The organism is Streptomyces sp. CB01580 (genome assembly GCF_001905795.1).
Classification (GTDB): Bacteria; Actinomycetota; Actinomycetes; order Streptomycetales; family Streptomycetaceae; genus Streptomyces.
In genome coordinates this window covers 433,711-452,915 of the sequence record NZ_LIXJ01000001.1, presented here as the reverse complement: position 1 = coordinate 452,915, position 19,205 = coordinate 433,711, and the positions used below count along the sequence as shown (strand labels likewise).

Annotated in this window: 16 protein-coding genes and 1 riboswitch; of the genes, 10 read left to right on the top strand and 6 right to left on the bottom strand. The window is 71.7% G+C overall.

Features of this window, described 5'->3' with window-relative positions:
• Positions 1 to 96: 96 nt before the first annotated feature.
• From shc to AMK22_RS39900, 7 genes are all read left to right on the top strand, one after another.
• Positions 97 to 2,097 (top strand): squalene--hopene cyclase, encoded by a 2,001-nt coding sequence (gene shc, locus AMK22_RS01695; protein ID WP_073781363.1) that lies wholly within the window; start codon positions 97 to 99, stop codon positions 2,095 to 2,097.
• Positions 2,097 to 2,756, top strand: a complete 660-nt coding sequence (locus AMK22_RS01690; RefSeq protein ID WP_073781362.1) for a phosphorylase family protein — start codon at positions 2,097 to 2,099, stop codon at positions 2,754 to 2,756. The genes shc and AMK22_RS01690 overlap by 1 nt, the downstream gene beginning before the upstream one ends.
• Positions 2,757 to 2,761: 5 nt before the next feature.
• Positions 2,762 to 3,781, top strand: coding sequence for an adenosyl-hopene transferase HpnH (hpnH, locus tag AMK22_RS01685; protein WP_073781361.1), 1,020 nt, complete (start codon positions 2,762 to 2,764; stop codon positions 3,779 to 3,781).
• A gap of 221 nt (positions 3,782 to 4,002) precedes the next feature.
• The gene (gene dxs, locus AMK22_RS01680) at positions 4,003 to 5,904 is read left to right on the top strand and encodes a 1-deoxy-D-xylulose-5-phosphate synthase (protein WP_073781360.1); all 1,902 of its coding nucleotides are present in this window, start codon (positions 4,003 to 4,005) and stop codon (positions 5,902 to 5,904) included.
• Entirely contained in the window at positions 5,901 to 7,298 is a 1,398-nt protein-coding gene (locus tag AMK22_RS01675) for an aspartate aminotransferase family protein (RefSeq protein ID WP_073781359.1), read from the top strand. The genes dxs and AMK22_RS01675 overlap by 4 nt, the downstream gene beginning before the upstream one ends.
• A 105-nt stretch (positions 7,299 to 7,403) precedes the next feature.
• Positions 7,404 to 8,012 carry a helix-turn-helix domain-containing protein gene (locus AMK22_RS01670; RefSeq protein ID WP_073781358.1) on the top strand — a complete coding sequence of 203 codons (609 nt, stop codon included), beginning with the start codon at positions 7,404 to 7,406 and terminating at the stop codon, positions 8,010 to 8,012.
• Positions 8,013 to 8,047: 35 nt separating this feature from the next.
• On the top strand, positions 8,048 to 8,215 hold the full coding sequence (locus tag AMK22_RS39900; RefSeq protein ID WP_199883092.1) for a DUF6126 family protein: 168 nt from the start codon (positions 8,048 to 8,050) through the stop codon (positions 8,213 to 8,215).
• A 26-nt stretch (positions 8,216 to 8,241) separates the two neighbouring features.
• On the opposite strand, the gene AMK22_RS01665 is transcribed toward AMK22_RS39900, so the two are convergent.
• A complete protein-coding gene (locus tag AMK22_RS01665) occupies positions 8,242 to 9,054 on the bottom strand; it encodes a tyrosine-protein phosphatase (protein ID WP_073781357.1) in 813 nt (270 codons plus the stop codon).
• A gap of 227 nt (positions 9,055 to 9,281) precedes the next feature.
• Between AMK22_RS01665 and AMK22_RS01660 the strand changes: the two genes are divergently transcribed.
• The 3 genes from AMK22_RS01660 (at position 9,282) to AMK22_RS01650 (ending at position 13,807) form a co-directional block, all read left to right on the top strand.
• Positions 9,282 to 11,378 (top strand): alpha-galactosidase, encoded by a 2,097-nt coding sequence (locus AMK22_RS01660; RefSeq protein ID WP_073781356.1) that lies wholly within the window; start codon positions 9,282 to 9,284, stop codon positions 11,376 to 11,378.
• 296 nt (positions 11,379 to 11,674) lie between these two features.
• A riboswitch (cyclic di-AMP (ydaO/yuaA leader) is annotated at positions 11,675 to 11,829 on the top strand.
• Positions 11,830 to 11,834: 5 nt separating this feature from the next.
• Complete coding sequence (locus tag AMK22_RS01655; RefSeq protein ID WP_073781355.1) at positions 11,835 to 12,749, top strand: M23 family metallopeptidase; 915 nt, start codon at positions 11,835 to 11,837, stop codon at positions 12,747 to 12,749.
• Positions 12,750 to 12,961: 212 nt separating this feature from the next.
• Positions 12,962 to 13,807 carry an SGNH/GDSL hydrolase family protein gene (locus tag AMK22_RS01650; RefSeq protein WP_073781354.1) on the top strand — a complete coding sequence of 282 codons (846 nt, stop codon included), beginning with the start codon at positions 12,962 to 12,964 and terminating at the stop codon, positions 13,805 to 13,807.
• 175 nt (positions 13,808 to 13,982) lie between these two features.
• On the opposite strand, the gene AMK22_RS01645 is transcribed toward AMK22_RS01650, so the two are convergent.
• The 5 genes from AMK22_RS01645 to AMK22_RS01625 are packed head-to-tail and all read right to left on the bottom strand — an operon-like array spanning position 13,983 to position 19,205.
• Positions 13,983 to 14,861: an STM4011 family radical SAM protein gene (locus tag AMK22_RS01645; protein WP_073781353.1), complete on the bottom strand. Its 879-nt coding sequence runs from the start codon at positions 14,859 to 14,861 to the stop codon at positions 13,983 to 13,985.
• Between the two features lie 8 nt (positions 14,862 to 14,869).
• Positions 14,870 to 16,243 carry an STM4012 family radical SAM protein gene (locus AMK22_RS01640; RefSeq protein ID WP_073781352.1) on the bottom strand — a complete coding sequence of 458 codons (1,374 nt, stop codon included), beginning with the start codon at positions 16,241 to 16,243 and terminating at the stop codon, positions 14,870 to 14,872.
• Complete coding sequence (locus tag AMK22_RS01635; protein ID WP_073781544.1) at positions 16,240 to 17,055, bottom strand: STM4013/SEN3800 family hydrolase; 816 nt, start codon at positions 17,053 to 17,055, stop codon at positions 16,240 to 16,242. The genes AMK22_RS01640 and AMK22_RS01635 overlap by 4 nt, the downstream gene beginning before the upstream one ends.
• 37 nt (positions 17,056 to 17,092) lie before the next feature.
• The gene (locus AMK22_RS01630; RefSeq protein ID WP_073781351.1) at positions 17,093 to 18,253 is read right to left on the bottom strand and encodes an STM4014 family protein; all 1,161 of its coding nucleotides are present in this window, start codon (positions 18,251 to 18,253) and stop codon (positions 17,093 to 17,095) included.
• Positions 18,234 to 19,205 carry an STM4015 family protein gene (locus AMK22_RS01625; RefSeq protein ID WP_073781350.1) on the bottom strand — a complete coding sequence of 324 codons (972 nt, stop codon included), beginning with the start codon at positions 19,203 to 19,205 and terminating at the stop codon, positions 18,234 to 18,236. Before AMK22_RS01625 ends, AMK22_RS01630 begins: the two co-directional genes overlap by 20 nt.

The following is a 19,205-nucleotide window of genomic DNA, read 5'->3' as shown; positions in this document are numbered from 1 at the left end:
TGACTCGCAGTCGCCGGCCGGCGCCCCCACACCACAGGGCGCCGGCCGACGGAGACCCCAGCACAGCAGAGGACAAGACTGCACGAAGGGGAAGCCATGACAGCGACGACCGACGGAAGCGCAGGGGCCATGAACCCTCGCGCGGCCACGGCCACCAATCCGACCGATACGACCATCGCCGCGGAAGACGTGCTCGAAGCCGCGCGGCGCGCCGCGGAACGCTCGGTGGAGCACCTTCTCGGCAGACAGGACCAGCAGGGCTGGTGGAAGGGCGACCTCGCCACCAACGTCACCATGGACGCAGAGGACCTGCTGCTCCGCCAATTCCTCGGCATCCAGGAACCGTCCGTCGTCCGGGCGGCCGCCCGCTTCATCCGCGGCGAACAACTCGGCGACGGCACGTGGGCCACCTTCCACGGCGGCCCCGCGGACCTCTCCGCCACGATCGAGGCGTACGTGGCCCTGCGGCTGGCCGGGGACGCCCCCGACGCACCGCACATGGCCCGCGCCGCACGCTGGGTCAGGGAACAGGGCGGCATCGCCGAGAGCCGCGTCTTCACCCGCATCTGGCTCGCCCTCTTCGGCTGGTGGAAGTGGGAGGATCTTCCCCAGCTCCCGCCCGAGCTGATGTTCTTCCCCACGTGGGTCCCGCTCAACATCTACGAATTCGGCTGCTGGGCCCGCCAGACCATCGTGCCCCTCACCATCGTCTCGGCGAAGCGGCCGGTACGCCCCGCGCCCTTCCCGCTCGACGAACTCCACACCGACCCGGACAGCCCGAACCCGCCCCGACGCACCGCCTCCGCGGCCAGCTGGGACGGCCTCTTCCAGCGCCTCGACAAGGCGCTGCGCTTATACCACCGGATCGCACCGCGCAAGCTGCGCCGGGCCGCCATGAACAACGCGGCGCGCTGGATCGTCGAACGCCAGGAGAACGACGGCTGCTGGGGCGGCATCCAGCCTCCCGCCGTCTACTCCGTCATCGCCCTGCACCTGCTCGGCTACGACCTGGACCACCCGGTGATGCGCGCCGGTCTGGCCTCCCTCGACCGCTTCGCCGTCTGGCGCGAGGACGGCGCGCGGATGATCGAGGCGTGCCAGTCCCCGGTCTGGGACACCTGCCTCGCCACCATCGCGCTGGCCGACGCCGGGGTCCGCCCCGACCACCCGGCGCTCGTGAAGGCCGCGGACTGGATGCTCGGCGAACAGATCGACCGGCCCGGCGACTGGGCCGTACGCCGTCCCCGGCTCGCGCCGGGCGGCTGGGCGTTCGAGTTCCACAACGACAACTACCCGGACATCGACGACACCGCCGAAGTGGTCCTCGCGCTGCGCCGGGTCCGCCACCCCGACCCCTCGCGCGTCGAGGACGCCATCGCGCGCGGGGTGCGCTGGAACCTCGGCATGCAGTCCCGCGACGGGGCATGGGGGGCGTTCGACGCGGACAACACCAGCCCGTTCCCCAACCGGCTGCCCTTCTGCGACTTCGGCGAGGTCATCGACCCGCCGTCCGCCGACGTCACCGGACACGTGGTGGAGATGCTCGCCGTCGAGGGCCAGGCCGGCCGGCCCGCCGCCCGGCGCGGCATCCAGTGGCTGCTCGCCCAACAGGAGGCGAACGGCGGCTGGTTCGGCCGCTGGGGCGTCAACTACGTGTACGGCACGGGGTCGGTGGTGCCCGCGCTGGTGGCCGCCGGACTGCCCGCCGCCCATCCGGCGATCCGCCGGGCCGTCGCCTGGCTTGAGTCCGTGCAGAACGACGACGGCGGCTGGGGCGAGGACCTGCGCTCGTACCGCGAGGAGAAGTGGATCGGCCACGGCGCCTCCACCGCCTCCCAGACCGCGTGGGCCCTGCTCGCCCTGCTCGCCGCGGGACAGCGGGACACCGAGGCCGTACGGCGGGGCGTCTCCTGGCTCACCGGTGCGCAGCGGGCCGACGGCTCCTGGGACGAGCCGTACTTCACCGGCACCGGGTTCCCGTGGGACTTCTCCATCAACTACCACCTCTACCGTCAGGTCTTCCCGCTGACCGCGCTCGGGCGGTACGTGCACGGCGAACCGTTCGCCGACCGCGCGGCCGGCCTCAAGGGGGCCTGATGGGCGACGGCCCCCGGTCGGCCGGTCCCACGGCGCCGCTGCTGATCGCCTGCGCGCTCGGCATCGAGCGGTTCGCGCTGCGCAGCGGCAGGGGCAGGGCCGGCGGGGCGCCGGGGCCGGTGTCCGTCCTTCGCACGGGCATGGGGCCCAGGGCCGCCGACGCGGCCGTGACCAGGGCGCTCGGTACGGGCCGGGCGCCCGGTACGGCCGTCCTCGCCGCCGGGTTCTGCGCCGGACTGTCACCCGGCATGCACCCCGGGGACCTGGTGGTCGCCGACGAGACCCGGGGCACCGGAGACCCGACCGTCTGCACCGGCTCGGGGCTGCTCGTCGAGGCCCTCGCCCGGGCGGTACCCGGGCGCACCGTCCACACCGGTCCGCTGACCGGCTCCGCCCATGTCGTACGCGGACACGAGCGGGCCGAGCTGCGGGCCACCGGAGCGATCGCGGTGGACATGGAGTCCGCCGCCACCCTCGGCGCCGCACTGCGGTCCGGGCCGCGCCCCGTTGCGGCCGTACGGGTGGTCGTCGACGCCCCGGAGCATGAGCTCGTCCGTATCGGCACGATACGCGGTGGAATATCGGCTTTCTGCGTACTCCGTGCCGTCCTGCCTGCTTTTTATGAATGGCACCGATCTTTGCCGCTCCCCAGGAGGTGAGCCAGATGGCCATGCCGCTCCGTCAGTCCATCAAGGTTGCGACGTATCTCATGGAACAGAAGCTCCGCAAGCGGGACAAGTTCCCGCTCATCGTGGAACTGGAGCCCCTGTTCGCCTGCAACCTCGCGTGCGAGGGCTGCGGGAAGATCCAGCATCCGGCGGGAGTGCTCAAGCAGCGCATGCCGGTCGCCCAGGCCGTGGGCGCCGTGCTCGAATCGGGCGCTCCGATGGTCTCCATCGCGGGCGGCGAGCCGCTGATGCATCCGCAGATCGACGAGATCGTCCGGCAGCTGGTGGCACGCAAGAAGTACGTGTTCCTCTGCACCAACGCCATGCTGCTGCGGAAGAAGATCGACAAGTTCTCGCCCTCCCCGTTCTTCGCCTTCGCCGTGCACATCGACGGACTGCGCGAGCGCCATGACGAATCGGTCGCCAAGGAAGGCGTCTTCGACGAGGCGGTGGCGGCCATAAAGGAGGCCAAGCGGCGCGGCTTCCGGGTCACCACGAACTCCACCTTCTTCAACACCGACACCCCGCAGACCGTCATCGAGGTCCTCAACTACCTCAACGACGACCTGAAGGTCGACGAGATGATGATCTCGCCCGCCTACGCCTACGAGAAGGCGCCCGACCAGGAGCACTTCCTCGGCGTCGAGCAGACCCGCGAACTCTTCAAGAAGTCCTTCGCGGGCGGCAACCGCTCGCGCTGGCGGCTCAACCACTCGCCCCTCTTCCTGGACTTCCTGGAGGGCAAGGCGGACTTCCCCTGCACCGCATGGGCGATTCCGAACTACTCGCTGTTCGGCTGGCAGCGCCCCTGCTACCTGATGAGCGACGGATACGTCCCCACGTACCGCGAACTCATCGAGAAGACGGACTGGGACAAGTACGGCCGCGGCAAGGACCCGCGCTGTGCCAACTGCATGGCGCACTGCGGCTACGAGCCGACCGCCGTCCTCGCCACCATGGGATCGCTGAAGGAGTCCCTGCGCGCCGCGCGCGAGACCGTCGCCGGGAGCCGGTGACACCGCGACCGCGATGGAGCCGGGCGTGCGGGCGGCCCGCCCGGCTCCGCGGGGCGTGCGGGCCGCGGCGGACGAGTACGCGCCCGCGCGGTCGACGGCCGCGGCGCGTACGGCCGGCCGCGGTCGCGGCCGGGGAGCGGACAGGCAGGGACGGCACGGGGACACCACCACGGTCGTCCCCGTCGGCGTGAGCCGAACGGAATCAGAGAGGGGGCCCGGGCGTGACGATTCTGGAGAGGATCCGGGGACCGCGCGACCTCGAGGCGCTGAGCGAGGCGCAACTCGGTGAACTCGCCAAGGAAATCAGGGAGTTCCTCATCCGGGCGGTGGCGAGGACCGGCGGCCACCTGGGGCCCAACCTGGGCGTGCTGGAGCTCACCATCGCCCTGCACCGGGCCTTCGACTCGCCCGCCGACCGCATCCTGTGGGACACCGGTCACCAGAGCTACGTGCACAAACTGCTCACCGGACGCCAGGACTTCTCCGAACTCCGTGGCAAGGAAGGTCTGTCCGGCTATCCGTCCCGCGAGGAGTCCGCACACGACGTCATCGAGAACTCGCACGCCTCGACCGTGCTCGGCTGGGCCGACGGCCTCGCCAAGGCCGACGAGGTGCGCGGCCGGGGCGACCACGTCGTGGCCGTCATCGGCGACGGCGCCCTCACCGGCGGCATGGCCTGGGAGGCGCTCAACAACATCGCGGCGGCGCGGGACCGGCCGCTGATCGTCGTCGTCAACGACAACGAGCGCTCCTACGCCCGGACGATCGGTGGCCTCGCCGACCACCTCGCCACCCTCCGCACCACCGACGGCTACGAGCGCTTCCTCGCCTGGGGCAAGGAGGTCCTCCAGCAGACCCCCGTCATCGGGCAGCCGCTGTACGAGTCGCTGCACGGCGCCAAGAAGGGGTTCAAGGACGCGTTCGCCCCGCAGGGCATGTTCGAGGACCTCGGCCTCAAGTACGTCGGGCCGGTCGACGGCCACGACATCGCGGCGGTCGAATCCGCCCTGCACCGGGCGAAGCGCTTCCACGGACCGGTGCTGGTGCACTGCATCACCGAGAAGGGCCGCGGCTACCCGCCCGCGCTGCTCGACGAGTACGACCGCTTCCACACCGTGGGTGCCATGGACCCGCTGACCTGCGCCCCGCTCGTACCGGCCGAAGCGCCGTCCTGGACCTCGGTGTTCGGGGACGAGATCGCCGCGATCGGGGCGCGGCGGCCGGACGTCGTGGCCCTCACCGCGGCGATGCTGCACCCTGTCGGCCTGACGAAGTTCGCGCAGGCGTTCCCCGACCGGGTCTGGGACGTCGGGATCGCCGAGCAGCACGCCGCGGTCTGCGCGGCGGGCCTGGCCACCGGCGGACTCCACCCGGTCGTCGCCGTCTACGCCACCTTCCTCAACCGGGCCTTCGATCAGGTGCTCATGGACGTGGCACTGCACCAATGCGGGGTGACGTTCGTCCTCGACCGGGCCGGGGTCACCGGCCCCGACGGACCGTCGCACAACGGGGTGTGGGACATGTCCGTGCTCCAGGTCGTCCCCGGACTGCGGATCGCCGCCCCGCGCGACCCGGACGAACTGCGCGCCCAGCTCCGCGAGGCCGTCGACATCGATGACGCGCCCACCGTGATCCGGTTCCCCAAGGAGCCGGTGGGGGAGCGGATCGGGGCCGTCGGCCGGATCGGGGGCATGGACGTCCTGCACCGGGCGGACGACCCCGACGTCCTGCTGGTGGCCGTCGGGGTGCTCGCCCCGGTGTGTCTGGGCGCCGCCGGCCTGCTGGCCGGGCGCGGCATCCGCTGCACCGTCGTCGACCCGCGCTGGGTCAAACCCGTCGACGCGCATCTCGCGCCGCTCGCCGAACGGCACCGGCTGGTCGCCGTCGTCGAGGACAACAGCCGGGCGGGGGGCGTGGGCTGGGCGGTCGGCCGGGCGCTGCGGGAGGCCGGGGTCGACGTACCGATGCGGACGTTCGGCATCCCCGAGCGGTTCCTCGCCCACGGCAAACGCGCCGAGGTGCTGGCGGACATCGGGCTCACGCCGGTCGAGATCGCCGGACGGATCAGCGCCGCCCTGGCCACCCGGGGAACGGCCGGACGGACCGAGAGGGGCACGGAATGAAGGCCGACGGATCCAAGGGCTTCGACCTGGCGAGGCTCCTCGCCGAGCGCGGCGCAGAGCGCTACGAGCTGCACGCGAAGCACCTCAATCACCAGCTGCCCCGCATGCTGCGCACCATCGGCTTCGACCAGGTCTACGAACGGGCCGAGGGCGCGTACTTCTGGGACGCGGACGGCAACGACTACCTCGACATGCTCGCCGGCTTCGGGGTGATGGGCCTCGGCCGCCACCACCCCGTCGTGCGCAAGGCGCTGCACGACGTCCTCGACGCCTCGCTCGCCGACCTCACCCGCTTCGACTGCCAGCCGCTGCCCGGCCTGCTGGCCGAGCGGCTGCTGGCGCACAGCCCGCACCTGGACCGGGTCTTCTTCGGTAACAGCGGTACGGAGGCCGTGGAGACCGCCCTGAAGTTCGCCCGGTACGCCACCGGCAGGCCCAGGGTCCTCTACTGCGCGCACGCGTTCCACGGGCTGACGGCCGGCTCGCTGTCGGTCAACGGGGAGAGCGGCTTCCGGGACGGCTTCGCGCCGCTGCTGCCGGACACCGCCCTCCCGCTCGGCGATCTCGACGCGCTGGGCCGCGAGCTGCGGCGCGGGGACGTCGCAGCGCTGGTCGTCGAGCCGATCCAGGGCAAGGGCGTGCACGCCGCGCCGCCCGGCTACCTGCGGGCCGCGCAGGAACTGCTGCACCGGCACGGGGCGCTGCTCATCGCCGATGAGGTGCAGACCGGACTCGGCAGGACCGGCGACTTCTACGCGTACCAGCACGAGGAGGGCGTCGAACCCGATCTGGTCTGTGTCGCCAAGGCCCTCTCCGGGGGCTATGTGCCGGTCGGGGCGACGCTCGGCAAAGACTGGATCTTCAGGAAGGTCTACTCCTCGATGGACCGGGTCCTGGTGCATTCCGCGAGTTTCGGCTCCAACGCGCAGGCGATGGCCGCCGGGCTCGCGGTCCTCGCGGTGATGGAGGACGAGGACGTCGTCGCGGGTGCGCGCCGCACCGGCGACCTGCTGCGCGAGCGGCTGGCCGCGCTGATCGACCGGTACGAACTGCTGCACGAGGTGCGCGGGCGCGGGCTGATGATCGGCATCGAGTTCGGACGGCCCTCGTCACTGAAGCTGCGCGGTCGCTGGACGATGCTGCAGACCGCCCGCAAGGGCCTCTTCGCACAGATGGTCGTGGTGCCCCTGCTCCGGAAGCACCGCATCCTCACCCAGGTGTCGGGCGACCACATGGAAGTGATCAAGCTGATTCCGCCGCTGGTGATCGGGGAGCCGGAGGTCGACCGGTTCGTCACGGCGTTCACCGCCGTCATGGAGGAGGCGCACAGCGGCGGCGGGCTGATGTGGGACTTCGGCAGGACCCTGGTGAAGCAGGCCGTCGTTCACCGCTGACCCCGGCTGCGGTCGGCTCGTCCGGACGGGGGATGGTCGCGCCCAGCGCTTTGCCTCTGAGGTAAGAAATTTGCCCGAGAGGAAAGTTTTTGGCCCAATAGGTACATGAACTCTCCGGACGGAGCGGCGGCCGACGAGCTGCCCGAGGTCGCGCCTCGCCTGCGCGACCTGCGCCGTGGCCGCGGTCTCACCCTGGAGGCCGCCGCTCAGCGGGCCGGGCTGTCGCCCGCCCATCTCTCCCGGCTCGAGACGGGCCGTCGGCAGCCGTCGCTGCCGATGCTGCTCGGTCTTGCCAGGATCTACGGTACGACGGTTTCCGAGCTGCTCGGCGAGAGGCCCCCCGAACGGGAGGCGATCATCCGTGGCGGGGCGTTCGAGGGTGCCGAGGCCGACGGCTGGCAGTACCGGCGGACGGGCAGCCCCGGTCGGGCGATGCAGGCGCTCCGGGTCCGGGTCCCGCACGGCGCGCAGGGCGACCTGGTGCGGGTGCATCCCGGTGAGGAGTGGCTGTACGTGCTCACAGGCCATCTGAGGGTCACGCTCGGGGACACCGTGCACGACCTCGCCCCCGGCGACAGCGCGCACTACGACTCACTCACCCCGCACCGTCTCACGGCCCTCGACCGTGACGGCGCCGAGCTCCTCTTCGTCCACACCCTGCTGCAGAGCCCCGCCGCCGAGCTGTGCCTCGGCGACGGTATCCACCGCCGCTGAGACCGGCCCCCGGCCGGTCACCAGAGAGGACCGCCATGTCCGATTCAGAGAACTTCGACCCACTGGGGTCGAGCAAGAAATACGAGGCCCAGGAGCGCAAGTTCCCGCGTGGCGTCGTGATCCGGCTGGTCGCCTACCTCATCGCCGGGCACGTCATCGCGGCCTTCCTCTACATCCTCTTCGAGGTGGCCGGCAAAGGCTGACCACCACGACCGAAGGGCGGCTGCCGTCAGACCGATTCGAGGAGCCGGTCGCGCAGCCGCTCGCGGGTCTCGGGGGACAGCCCCAGCCCCTCCTCCAGATAGCGCTCCGTGCCGCCCCAGGTCTCCTCGATGGTGGTGAATGCCGCGGAGAGGTAGTCGCGGTGCGCGCCGAAGAGCGGATTGAGCAGTTCCAGCACCTCGGCCGACACGCCGTTCGCCGAGGTGTCGCCGCGGCGGATCCGGTATCGGCGGTGCGCGTCGTTGGACTTCAGGTAGTCGGCCTCGATGGCGTCGCGTTCGACACCGACCGCGAGCAGTGACACGGCGATCGACAGACCGGCCCGGTCCTTGCCCGCCGCGCAGTGCATCAGCGCCGGAACGCTGTCCTCGGCCAGCGCGTGCAGCACCCGGCTGTGCTCGGCGGTGCGCTCCAGGACGATCGAGCGGTACGAGGCGATCATCCGGTCCGCCCCCTTCCCGTCGGCGAGGAGGGAGCGCAGCTGGTCCAGGTCGCCGTCGCGGACCATCCGCCAGAACTCTGCACCGTCCGCCGGGTCGGAGAGCGGGATGCTGAGATTCCGTACGCCCGGCAGCTCCACGTCCAGCCCGTCCAGCCGACGGTCGGCGGCGTTGCGGAAGTCGAAGACGGTGTGCAGCCCCAGACCGGCCAGGAAGGCCGTGTCCTCGGCGGTGGCGTGCGCGAGATGCCCGCTGCGGAAGAGCCGCCCACAGCGCACCCGCCGGCCGTCCGCGGTGGGCAGGCCGCCCACGTCACGGAAGTTGCGGACACCCGCCAGCTCGGGTTCCGTCGGCGGGATCTGCGGCAGCTGCTGCGTCACAGTGACTCCTGGGGTGTCCGGCCGTCGGTGCGAGTCGCCGACAAGGCCACTCCTGCGACGATACGACATCGGTTCCTCAGGCAATCATTTCGTCCTCCTCCCTGTCGAGACCCGTGCCAACCGCCGTGCCTCCGAGGCGAATTCGATCCGATTCCCTGTCACTGGACGTTGCCCGGTCGCTCGGTGATGGTCGATGATGTGCGGAACTGTTCGAATGTGGGGATTTCATGATCGAGACGGGCGACACGGGCCGGACCTGGCTGCTCTCCGGGGCGAGCAGCAGCTACGCACTGCGGCTCACCGAACGGGACGAACTGCTCCATCTGCACTGGGGGCCACGGATCCCGCTCGCCGCGGCCGAGGCCCTGGCCGCCGCGCCGGAACCACCGGTCAGGGGGTTCGAGTCGCCGCTCGACGGGCGTGAGGAGTACCCGGTCGAGGGCGGTCCCCGATTCGTGCGGCCCGCCCTCTCCGTCCGTACCCCCGAGGTCCGCGGCACCGAGTGGGTCTTCGCCGACGCCGCCGTGGACGGCGACGAACTCCGCGTCGGCTTCACCGACCCGGTCCACCGGCTGGCCCTCACCCTGCACTACCGGATGCGGGACGACTCCGACGTGATCGAGCGCTGGGCCACCGTCGCCCATGCCGGGACCGACGGCCCACCGCTGGAACTGCTGCGCGCCGACGCGGCCGTCTGGACACTGCCCGCCCGCGACAGCTGGCGGATGAGCCGGCTGCACGGCCGGTGGGCGGCCGAATCGCGGCTGGTGCGGACGGAGCTGACGTACGGCGAGAGCGTCGTCTCCAGCAGGCGCGGCCACACCGGCCACCAGCATCTGCCGTGGGTCGCGCTCGACGCGGACGGCGTGGCGACGGAGGAGAGCGGCGAGGTGTACGGCTGCGCGCTCGGCTGGTCCGGGTCGTGGCGGATCGGCGTGCAACAACTTCCCGACGGAATCGTGCAGATCGCCGGAGGCGCCGGTCACGACGACTCGGGACTGCAACTGCTCGCGCCGGGGGAGTCGTACGTGACTCCGGTCTTCGCCGGGCTGTGGAGCGACGCGGGCTTCGGGGGCGCGAGCCGTGCCTGGCACGCCTGGCAGCTGGCCCATGTCGTCCCGGACGCCCGGAAGGTGCGTCCGGTGCTCTACAACTCCTGGGAGGCGGCCGGATTCGACGTCACGCAGGAGCAGCAGCGCGTCCTGGCGGGGCGTGCCGCGGCGCTGGGGGTCGAACTGTTCGTCGTGGACGACGCGTGGTTCGGCCGGCGCACCAGCGACCGGGCCGGGCTGGGGGACTGGACGCCGAATCCGGATCGCTTTCCCGACGGCCTGAAGCCCCTGGCCGACGAAGTGCACGCGCTCGGCATGCAGTTCGGGATCTGGGTCGAACCGGAAATGGTCAATGCCGACAGTGATCTTTATCGCGCGCATCCCGACTGGGTGCAGAATTTCCCGGGAAGGACGCGAACGGAGTTCCGTCACCAACTGGTTCTCAATCTCGCCCGGAGCGATGTCCGTGAGTATCTGTGGGAGCAACTCGACGCGCTGCTCTCCGATACGCCGATCGACTATGTGAAATGGGACTTCAATCGCAGTTTCACCGATGCGGGATGGCCGGGCGAGGACTATCCGCGGAAACTCTGGGTCGAGCATGTCGACGGTCTGTACGCGCTGATCGACCGGCTGCGGGCGGCACACCCCTCGGTGGCCTTCGAGTCCTGCTCGGGCGGCGGCGGCCGGATCGACCTGGGCATCCTCTCCCGTACGGACCAGGTGTGGACCTCGGACAACACCGATCCACTCGACCGCTTCGCCATTCAGGAGGGGTTCAGTCAGATCCATCCGGCCCGGGTGATGGCCGCGTGGGTCACGGACAGCCCGAACGTCCAGTTCAACGACAGGGTCAGCTCGTTGCGACTCCGCTTCGTGAGCGCGATGGCCGGGGTGCTCGGGGTGGGCGGGGATCTCGCCGCATGGAGCGAGGCGGAACTCGCCGAGGCGCGGAATTGGGTGGATCTCTACAAGGAGATCCGGCCGGTGGTGCAGCTCGGGGCGCAGTACCGGCTTCGTTCCCCGCGCGGCGGCCTCGGCGCGGTCCAGTACGTCCGCGGGGAGGAGAGCGTGGTTCTGATGTGGCTGGACAGGCAGCGGTACGAGGAGCGGCCGCCGGCCCTGCGGCTGCGCGGGCTCGACCCGTCGGCGACCTACGTGTGCCGGGACACGGGGGAGGTGCACCACGGTTCGGTGCTGCTCCATCAGGGGCTGCGGACGGGGTTGCGCGGGGACCTCGACGCGCGGGTGCTGAGGCTCCGTCGTGCATGACATCGGCTGAATGTCCGTATTGAGGGTATTTGTTGGCGTGTGCCCAAATTCATTCCGCCGGGGGGTTCCTCCTCGTGAGCGGAATCATATCCGTGACCGAGCGTACCGGCGGGCCGATCGGATATTCCGTACGCGGCGCGGAAATTCAAGATCCCGGATCCACGGAGGGTGACCGGAATTCCGCGCCGAATTCTCGGTGCGGATTCCTTTCCGGAATCGGCGGCTTGTTCTCGGTCTCCGGCTCGCCTACGGTCGCCGTCAATCCGGACGGACCGCCCAATCCTGCCGCCGACCGGATATCGAACTCACTCGACGCGTGGCAGGAGCGGGGGAACCAGGTAGGCCGCCGACCGGCGAAGACCGGTCGGCTCGGGGTGAAGTCGCGCTCGCCGCGGCCGGGCATCTCCAGCCCGAACCCGACAGCTCACCTCGCAGGCGCCGGAGAGGAAGCGCATCATGCCCATCTCGGGTAAGCACCGTCGTACCAAGTCCAGTGTGATCGCCCGCGGTGTCGCCGCCGTGAGCACCGGCGGCGCCGTCATCGCCCTGCCGCTGCTCGGCGCCACCGGCGCCCATGCCGCCCAGCCGGCCGCCCCGGCCGCCGCGCACACCGTCCCGGTCCAGCGGGTCGCCCAGGAGCCGGTCACCGCCACGACGTACTCCGTCGTCCCCGGCGACCACCTGTCGAAGATCGCCGCCGAGCACGGTGTCGAGGGCGGCTGGCAGAAGCTCTACCAGGACAACCGCGAGGCCATCGGCGCCGACCCGGACCTGATCCGCCCGGGCACCGAGCTGGCGCTCGGCGGCGAGGTGTCGGCAGACGTCGCGCCCACCGGCGCGGGCGCGGGCTCCGTCCTTCCGTCGAAGGTCCTCGCGGTGCCGTCGAAGCTCGTCCAGAAGTCCGCCCCGGCCTCGTCCGCCCCCGCGAAGGCGAAGACCTCTGCCCCGGCCGCCACGAGCACCGCCTCCGGCTACGTCCACCCGGTCCCGGGCAACCACACCACCGGGTACCGGGCCTCCGGATCCAACTGGTCCAGTGGCAGCCACAGCGGAATCGACTTCCCCGTCTTCACCGGCACCAGCGTGAAGTCCATCACCGCCGGCACCGTCGTCACCGCCGGCTGGGGCGGCGCCTACGGCAACCAGGTCGTTGTCAAGCACGCCGACGGCCGCTACTCGCAGTACGGGCACCTGTCCTCGATCTCCGTCTCGGCGGGCCAGTCCGTGAGCACCGGCCAGCAGATCGGCCTCTCCGGCTCCACCGGCAACTCCACCGGACCGCACCTGCACTTCGAGGTCCGCACCGGCCCGGCGTACGGCTCCGACATCGACCCGGTCTCCTACCTCGCGGCGCACGGCATCTACGTCTGATCCAAGCCGACCACGCCCGAGCCGAACGGTCCGACGACCGGAGCGGCCGGGTCCGGCCCGGACGACACGGAGGGGCGGCGCGCCACGGCGCGCCGCCCCTCCGTGCCCTGTATTCCCCCGACGGCGAACCTGACCGGGTGGTCTATCTCACCACCCGTCAACCCCTTATTACGGTCGCGTAGGTCACATTCGTCGGTGCAGGATAAGCGTTCGTGGCAGACGATTCGAGAAATAATCAGCGTGGCGTCATCGACCGACAGGGCGTCATCGGGTCGTACGCGGCGATCGGCGACAGCTTCACGGAAGGGGTCGGCGACCCCGGCCCGGACGGGACCTACGTCGGCTGGGCGGACCGGTTCGCCGTGCTTCTCGCGGACCAGCTTCCGGAATCCGCCGGGGACACGAGCGCCGAAGGCCCCACGCACGCGGGCTTCCGGTACGCCAATCTCGCCGTACGCGGCCGCCTCCTCGACCAGATCGTCGAGGAACAGGTGCCGCGCGCCAAGGAGCTGGCACCCGACCTGGTGAGCTTCTGCGCGGGCGGCAACGACATCATCAGGCCCGGCACCGACCCCGACGACGTGGCCGAACGCTTCGAGCGCGCGGTCGCCGAGCTCACCGACTCGGTCGGCACCGTCATGGTCACCACCGGTTTCGACACCCGGGGCGTTCCCGTACTGCGCCATCTGCGCGGCAAGGTCGCCACGTACACCGCCCACGTACGGGCCATCGCCGACCGCTACGGCTGCCCCGTCCTCGACCTGTGGTCGCTGCGCTCCGTCCAGGACCGGCGGGCCTGGGACGACGACCGGCTCCACCTGTCACCCGAGGGACACACCAGGGTCGCGCTGCGCGCCGCCCAGGTCCTCGGGATCGAGGTGCCCGCCGACCCCGACCAGCCGTGGCCCCCGCAGGCCCAGCGCGGCACGCTCGAAGTCCGCCGCGACGACATCCACTGGGCGCGCGAGCACCTGGTGCCGTGGATCGGCCGACGACTGCGCGGCGAGTCCTCGGGCGACCACGTCGAGGCGAAGCGGCCGGACCTCCTGCCGCTCTGAGGAACGTCGCGCGGCGGCGTCCCCCGTCGGGAGAACGGCCCGGACCTCGCCGACGGGATCCGGCCGGCGTCCCCCGCCCCGCGCGCCCCTCCCACCTCGCCGGTGACCCCGGCCCGGGCCGCCGGCGAGCGGGGCACACCTGTCGGAGGTCGTGCGGATCCGGGCCGGCCCGCCCTCACGGACGCTCGGCGAGCGACGACGGCGGGCCCGCCGGTATCCGTTCCAGCACCCCGCCCGCGAACACGTCGTAGAGCGGCAGCGTCTCCAGGTGCACATAGCCGATGTGGCAGTCGCACACGGCCAGCGGGCAGGCGCGCGGACGGAGCGCCTCCCGGTAGCTCCCGTCGTAGAGGTTGCCCAGCTCCGCACGGACGAAGTGACAGCGCCGCACCGTGCCGTCGCCGTCCACGGAGATCACCGACTCGCCCGTCCGGCACGGCAGTCCGGCCGACCGGTGCGGATGCCTGCTGTACGGGAAGAGCGGGTCGATCGCCGTCCAGCGGTCCGCCTCCTCGTCCGTGTAGGTGTGTCCCTCCGCCGCGTTCACCCACAGGTACACCTCGTCCGGCAGCGCGGCACGCAGCCGACGCGCCTCGTCGAGGTGCTCGTCGAGCCCGACCACGCCGACGCTGTGGCGGATGCCGAGCGCGGACAGCTCCCGGCACTTGCCCAGGAACCGCTCGTACGGCGTCTGCCCCGGGTGGTACGTGCACCAGAGCGCGATCTTCTCGTGGCCGGCCCCACCCGCCTCGGCCAGCCAGGCCGTCCGGCCGCTGAGGTTGGTCTGGATCGCGACCCGGCCGATGTGCGGCAGCCGGGCGAGATCGACCAGCGCCCGCCGGTACCAGGACCGGACCAGGCCCTCGCCCCACGGCGTGAACAGGACCGAGAGCCGGTCACCGGTGCGCTCCGCGGCCCACGCCGTGAACCGCTCCAGCGCCGCGCGGTCGGCGCGCAGCTGGTCCGGGCTGTCCCGCCGCTTGGCGAACGGGCAGTACGGGCAGTCGTAGTCGCAGGACGCGAGCGGACCGCGATAGAGGATGGTCAGGTCCATGGGCAGGCTCACTTCAGCTCGTACGCGGCCATCGCGGCCCGTACGCCGGGGGAGAACAGCTCGGGGCCCAGCGCGTCGGAATGGGCCAGGCCCTCGGGGGAGAGCCTCAGCAGACCGGACGTCCCGGCCCCCGTGTCGAGCCAGCCACGCTCCTCGAACCGGGCCAGCTCGGCGGGGAAGTCGTCGGCGGGGAGGCTGCCGAACCGTTCGCGGTAGTCGGCCAGCGCCATGCCCTCGGCCTGGAGCACCGACTGCAGGAGGTGGCGTCGGCGCGCCTCGTCGCCGTCGACGTACCGCCCCACCTCGGCGCGCGAGAAGTCCTCGGCGGTGGTGTAGCCGTCGATGATCGCCCGCACCTCGCGCATCTCCACCGCGTAGTCGAAGGAGTAGTGCAGCCGTGAGGTGTACGAACGGGCCCCGCACCCCAGACCGATCATGCCGTCCGTCTGGCAGGCGTGGCCGTCGGGCCCGTCCGTGCGCGGGGCGTCGGCGCGGCGGAACATCCGCATCGACACCTGCTCGTAGCCATGGGCGAGGAGATGGTCCCGGCCCGCGCGGTACAGCCGCAGCCGCTGACGGTCCCAGGCGGCGTCCGCCGCCTCCTCCTCGTCCGCGCGCGCCTCCGCACCCAGCCGGCCGAGACCGGTCAGCGGGCGGACGTACAGCGGGTACAGGTACAGCTCCTCCGGCCGCCACCGCAGCGCCGCGTCCAGCGAGGTGTGCCAGCTGTCCTCGGTCTGCCCGTCGATGCCGTAGATCAGGTCGATGTTGAGGACCGGGACACCGACGTCGCGTATCCGGTCCAGGGCGCTCTCCACATCGGCGCGGTGCTGCGGCCGGACGGCGGCGCGGGCCTCGGCCTCGACGAAGCTCTGCACCCCGATGCTGATCCTCGTCGTGCCCCGGTCCGCGAGGACGGCCAGCCGGTCGGCGGTCGCGGTGGACGGCGACGTCTCGACGGACAGCGGGACGGCCCGCAGATCGGCGCCCATCCGCTTCTCCGCGATGTCGCACAGTCGCTCCAGCTCCACCGCCGTCAGGAACGTGGGCGTGCCCCCGCCGAACGCCGCGGCGGCGAACCGTACCGGTTCCGCGTCGCCCAGTGCGTCCCGGACGGCGACGGCCTGCCGGTCCAGCGCGTCGAGGTAACGGGTCGTCAGCTCGCCGGGAGCGCCGATCCGGGTGAACAGGTTGCAGAAGCCGCAGCGGACCTCGCAGAAGGGTATGTGCAGGTAGAGCGAGAGCGCGTCCTTGCGCTCCGACGCCCACAGCTCCCGCAGCGCCGGACGGTCCGGCAGCGGGCGGTAGGCCGTCTTGTGCGGATAGGCGTAGACGTAGCTCCGGTAGGGACGGACGGCCGGTGCGGCGGTGGTGCGGCTCATGACGCGGTGGCCCCCGGTTCCAGGAAGAAGTGGGCGTACGGGACCGTCCACACGGACTCGTGGCCGATCCGGTGGCCGGTGTAGCCGTCGTCCCCGTACGCCGTGCCGTGGTCGGAGCAGACGATGGCGAAGCAGCGGCGACGGCTGCTCGCGGCGGCGAAGAGACGCCCGATGTGGGCGTCGACGTATTCGAGCGCGGCGGCGTGGGTGGCGCGGGAGTCGCCCGCCTCGCGGGTGGCCCCCGGCGTGTGGAACCAGTTGGGCTGGTGCAGCGCGGACACGTTGACGAAGAGGAACAGCCGCTGCTCCGGGGCGAGGGAGGAGACCACCCGCTCCGCCCGGGCCACCTGCGCCTCGAAGGACGTGGGCGACGCGACACCGAACTCCGGCTCCCAGTGGCTCTCCTGGAACAGGCCGGGCAGCACGGAGCCCAGCGCCCCCTGCTTGTTGAAGAACCCGACACCGCCGATGCACACCGTGCGGTATCCCACCGAGGCGAGGCCGGACGGCAGGTCCGGCGTGTCGAAGACGAAGGTGCCCGACGCCGTGGACTCGCTGCCCGCGAACCGGGCCGCGAACAGCCGGGGATGGGGACCCGGGCCGACCGGGGTCGGCAGGAATCCCGCGAACATCGCCTGGTGCGAGGCATACGTGAAGCTGCCGGGAGCGTGGCGCGTCTCCCACGCGCCGCCGGGCAGATGGCGCGCCAGATGGGGGATGCGTCCCGCGGCGGCGAGCTCCTGCGCCACGTCGTGGCGCAGCGTGTCGAGGGTGACGAACAGCAGGTCGTGGCTTCCCACGACCCCGCTCATGTCCGGGTTCTCGCAGGCCACGGTGGTGGGTGCGGTGTCAGTGAATGGGGGTTGCACGGTGGTTCCTTGCTCGGTTCAGTACGGCGGCGACCTGCGCCGCATAGGTGTCCAGGCCCTCGGCGCCGCTGCCGGGGAGCCCGGTCAGTCGCGGCAGCAGGTCGCCGAAGGCGTTGACCTCGCAGACGGCGAAGCGCCGCAGGTCGGACGAGGGCAGCAGATCGACGCCGACACACAGCGTGTCCGGGAAGCAGGCGGCGGCCCGTTCGCACACGGCCAGGGCCTCGGCCCAGTCGCCGCCCGCGGCCGTGACGGCCGCGCGGAAGTCGTCGAGATCCCCCCGTGCGCCGCCGAGATGGAGATTGGTCATGGGGGAGCGGCTGGTGCGCACGACGGCGTGGGTGGCGCGGCCCGCCACCACCACGACCCGCAGGTCCGCCGCCCTGCCGTGCCGGGTCGCCTTGGGCAGCCAGCGTTCCACGTGCAGCCCGTCCGGAGCGAGCGCGTCGACGATCGCCCCGACCTCCCGCTCCGTCGTGCAACGGCGCACCCGCAGCGAATTGAAGAGCCGGCCGGCCCCGTCGCGCTCCACCGATGTGGTGGCCCGCACCCGGCCGGCTCCGGCCGTCTCCACGGCCAGGACTCCCGAGGCGGACGAGCCGTGCGCGAGCTTCACGAAGGCCCTGGGCATCCCGTGGGCCGCCATCCGCTCGCGCACGTCCGCCCAGTCGCGCACCGCGGGGGCCGCGGCCCCCGACGTCGGCGAGGCGGGCACCGGGATCCCGGCCCCGTCCAGCACGGCGTGACACAGCCGCTTGTCGAACAGCACCGCGATGTCGCCGGGGGCGTCGAGCAGCACGGCACCGGATTCGGCGGCGTCCCGCGCCACCGACCGCAGGGCGGCGGTGAACCGGGCGTACCACAGGGCGGAGCCCTCGACCCTGGTCGGATCGTCGACCGCCCGGAGCAGCCGCTCCACCTCGGCGTCCTCCCCGGGTGAGTCCATGCGCACGGTCTCGCCCGGACGGAACACGGCCTCGCCACGCAGCACGTCCAGCCAGGGGACGACCCGCGCGGGCGGCAGCCCGGCGGCGCGCACGGCGTCCTGGAAGAGCGTGACCCGGCGGTTGCCGGGCACCCCCACGACGGCGAGACGCGGCGCCGGACCCGCCGGACCCGGCCTATTCGCTGACGGCGACATAGCGGAACTCGTCCTCGTCCGGATCCCAGTACGCGACCTCGTCCACGTCGCGGATCACCCGGTCGGGACCGAGCAGCTTCCCGAGACGGTCCATCAGCGTCGCGCAGGCGTAGTGGTGGTGCAGATCCAGCGAGGTCAGATGGGTGAGCGGCTGGCCCGAGAGCAGCGCCTCGACTCCCTCGTCGCCCAGGGTCCCCATCGCGAGGGACAGCGATTCCAGCTGCGCGACCACCGGGGCGGAGGCCACCGCGGCCGCGATCTCGTCCTGGATCTCGCTGTTCTGCAGTCCGAGATGGCGCAGGGCCGGGAACGACGCCCCGGACAGCAGGGGCGCCAGGTCCTCGACGCCCGCGTCCCCGCCGTACTCGGACACGCCGAGCCAGAGTTCCAGATGTTCCAGCGCGGGCAGCTCGGATGCGCCGACCGCGCGCACGACCTCGGTCGGCAGTCCGCCCGACTCGAACCGCAGCTTCCTGAGCGAGGTGTGCCGCACCGGGCGCAGCGCGAGCGTCGACCCGTCGCCGAAGGTGCTGCCGCACCCGCGGACCGTCAGCTCCTCCAGCGCGCCGAACGCCTCGACGACCGGGGTGATGTCGGCCATCTCCAGCCAGGACAGCTCGCACTCCTCACCGACGACGTCGGCGAGGAAGAGCGCCTTCAGGGCTGGGAAGCGATCCGCGTCCCCGGCCAGCAACTCGACGACGGGAGTGAAGGACACGTAGTCCTCCTGCCACCACGGACCGATCAGCAGGGCCCGGACCTTCGTCGTGTCGACCGTGTCGACGAAATGCCGCCACAGCCCGGCGAACGTCAGATCGCCCTGCCAGGCGCTCTCCAGCCGCCATGCGACGGAGTCGGCCGCGGGAAGAGGATCAGTGCTCTGCGCGCCGGGCGCGGGCAGCGTGAGAACCGGAAGCCCGTGGAACGTCCCGGGGTGTTCGATGTCCGTCAT